Source organism: Parasphingorhabdus sp. (genome assembly GCF_036964675.1).
In the GTDB taxonomy this organism is placed as follows: Bacteria; Pseudomonadota; Alphaproteobacteria; order Sphingomonadales; family Sphingomonadaceae; genus Parasphingorhabdus.
Map to the genome: position 1 here is coordinate 1 of NZ_JBALTF010000123.1, position 2,914 is coordinate 2,914.

General features: G+C 56.1%; 2 protein-coding genes. Both read left to right on the forward strand.

Annotation, left to right across the window (positions count from 1 at the left end; all coding sequences use genetic code 11):
- The coding region (locus tag V7665_RS13340) for an efflux RND transporter periplasmic adaptor subunit (protein WP_335665023.1) at positions 1-532 on the forward strand (532 nt) is incomplete at its 5' end.
- 14 nt (positions 533-546) lie between these two features.
- The coding region (locus V7665_RS13345) for an efflux RND transporter permease subunit (protein ID WP_335665024.1) at positions 547-2,914 on the forward strand (2,368 nt) is incomplete at its 3' end.

A 2,914-nucleotide genomic window follows, 5' to 3' on the forward strand; every position in this document is an offset into this window, starting at 1 on the left:
GCGCAACGCCAATGTCGGCAATGTTGCCTATGACCAGCCTATTTATGTCATCACTGATCCAAGCAGCACGAGCGTTGTCTTCAATATTTTTCCACGTGATCTGGGCACAATCCGGCCTGGCCAGAGAATCAGTATCGAAACGCTTGATGGCAAGCCGGTCGCTGATTCGGTTCTCGTAGGCTATTTGCCCGAAGGCAATTCCGCGGCAGGGACGGCGCTGGTCCGCGCGCGTCTGCCGAACCGCGATGGACGCTGGCGTCCCGGCATTGCTCTGCACGGACGTGTGGTGGTGAACGCAGTTACGGTGCCGCTGGCGGTTCGGACAGAGGCGTTGCAGCCGTTTCGGGATTTCACCGTGGTCTATGCCAATTTTGGCGAAATGTATGAAGTGCGCATGCTCGAAATTGGCCGCAAATCCTCTGAATGGACCGAGGTTCTGGGCGGCATCAGGCCCGGCACCAAATATGTCACCAAAGGATCATTCCTCATTCGGCAGGACATTGAAAAGTCCGGCGCGTCTCACGATCACTAATGGAAAACCAAACCATGCTCGCTAGAATAATAGGCTTCTCGATCGCGCAGCGCTGGCTTGTGCTCGCCGTTGTAGTAATACTGATGGCGATTGGTGTGTGGAGCGCAACGCGCCTGCCCATTGACGCTGTGCCCGACATCACCAATGTTCAGGTGCAGATAAACACCGAGGCCGAGGGTTTCTCCCCTCTTGAGGCTGAACAACGCGTTACCTATCCGATTGAAACGGCGCTCGCAGGCATTCCCAAGCTGGACTATACCCGTTCGGTTTCGCGCTACGGCCTGAGCCAGGTAACAGTCGTTTTTGAAGACGGAACCGATGTCTATTTTGCGCGGCAGCTGGTGAATGAGCGCCTTCAGGCGGCCAAATCGCAATTGCCACCGAACATCGAACCGCAAATGGGACCGACCGCGACCGGTCTTGGCGAGATTTTCATGTATTCGGTTACGCCCAAAAAGGGCGCAAGAAAATCCGATGGTTCCGAGTGGACGCCGACCGACTTACGCACCTTGCATGACTGGGTAGTGCGCCCGCAAATGCGCAATGTTCGAGGGGTAGCTGAGATCAACACTGTTGGCGGCTACACCAAACAATATCATGTGACCCCTAATGCCGAGCAACTGGCATCGCTGGGCCTATCGCTGACGGATGTGGTCGATGCGCTGGAAGCGAATAATGCCAATGCGGGCGCAGGCTATGTAGAGCGTGCGGGCGAGCAGGTCCTGATCCGGATACCGGGGCGGGTAGAAGATCAAGATGATCTGTCACAAATTATCGTCGCAAAACGCGGCGGTATCCCTATTCGCGTTGGCAATATTGCCGAAGTCGTAATCGGATCCGAATTGCGCAACGGCGCGGCAACGGAAAACGGCAAGGAGATTGTGCTTGGCACGGTCTATATGCTCACCGGCAGCAATCCGCGCATTGTCGCTCAGGCCGCAGCAGAAAAGCTGGAGGAAGTGAACCGGTCGCTTCCCGATGGAGTGCAGGCCGTGCCGCTCTATGATCGTACAGAATTGGTCGAGCGGACCATTGCAACGGTTGAGACAAACCTCCTCGAAGGCGCGCTGCTTGTCATTGTTATCCTGTTTCTGCTGCTCGGCAACGTTCGCGCTGCGCTGATTACCGCAGCAGTAATACCGATTTCCATGCTGATGACGCTATCCGGCATGGCGGCGGGGCGTGTGTCCGCCAACCTGATGAGCCTTGGCGCGCTCGATTTTGGTTTGATCGTCGATGGCGCTGTTATCATCGTCGAAAATTGCCTCAGACGGTTGGGGGAAGCACAGCATAAAGCTGGCCGCCTGCTCGACCGCGAGGAGCGTTTCAAACTGGTTGCCCGTGCCAGCAGCGAAGTGATCCGTCCTTCGATATTTGGCGTTATTATCATCACGGTTGTTTACATACCAATATTCGCGTTGACCGGGATTGAAGGTAAAACCTTCCACCCCATGGCAATAACCGTAATGCTTGCTCTTACAGCGGCGCTGCTACTTTCGCTGACCTTTGTCCCTGCGGCTATTGCAATGTTCGTTACCGGCAAGGTTGAAGAGAAAGAGAACCGTGTCATGGCTTGGCTGCGCAAAGGCTATGCGCCTTTGCTCGACTGGTCGATGCCCAAGGGTAAAATCCTGATTGCCGGGGCAGCCTTGCTGGTTGCGGTCAGCGGATGGGGCGCAACGCGTCTGGGGTCGGAGTTTATTCCGAATCTCGATGAAGGCGACATTGCCATGCACGCGCTGCGCATCCCTGGCACCAGCCTGAGTCAGGCGATCCAGATGCAACGATCGCTGGAAAAACGGATTAGCGAATTTCCAGAAGTCGAGCGGGTATTTGCGAAAATCGGGACAGCCGATGTCGCAACCGATCCGGTGCCTCCGTCGGTTGCCGATAATTTCATCATGCTCAAAGACCGTAAGGACTGGCCCGACCCGCGCAAGCCTCGGGAAAAGCTGGTTGAGGAACTGAACGCAGCGGTGCAGCAGATTCCGGGCAACAACTATGAATTTACGCAGCCTGTGCAGATGAGGCTCAACGAACTGATTGCGGGTGTTCGCGCCGATGTTGCGGTCAAACTGTTCGGAGAGGATCTGGATCAACTGCTCGAAACGGGTGCTGAAATTGAAACGATCGTGGAATCGATACCCGGCGCGCAGGATACCAAGCTGGAACAGGTGACGGGGCTTCCCGTTCTGTCGGTGACGCCGCGCCGAGAACTTCTGGCCCGTTATGGCATAAATATCAGCGATGTGCAGGATGCAGTGGCGACCGCTACCGGCGGGCGCAATGCGGGTCAGGTTTTTGAAGGTGACCGGCGCTTTGATGTTGTCGTTCGCTTGCCCGAAACAGTCCGCACCGATCTTGACCAGCTTGGCCGCTTGC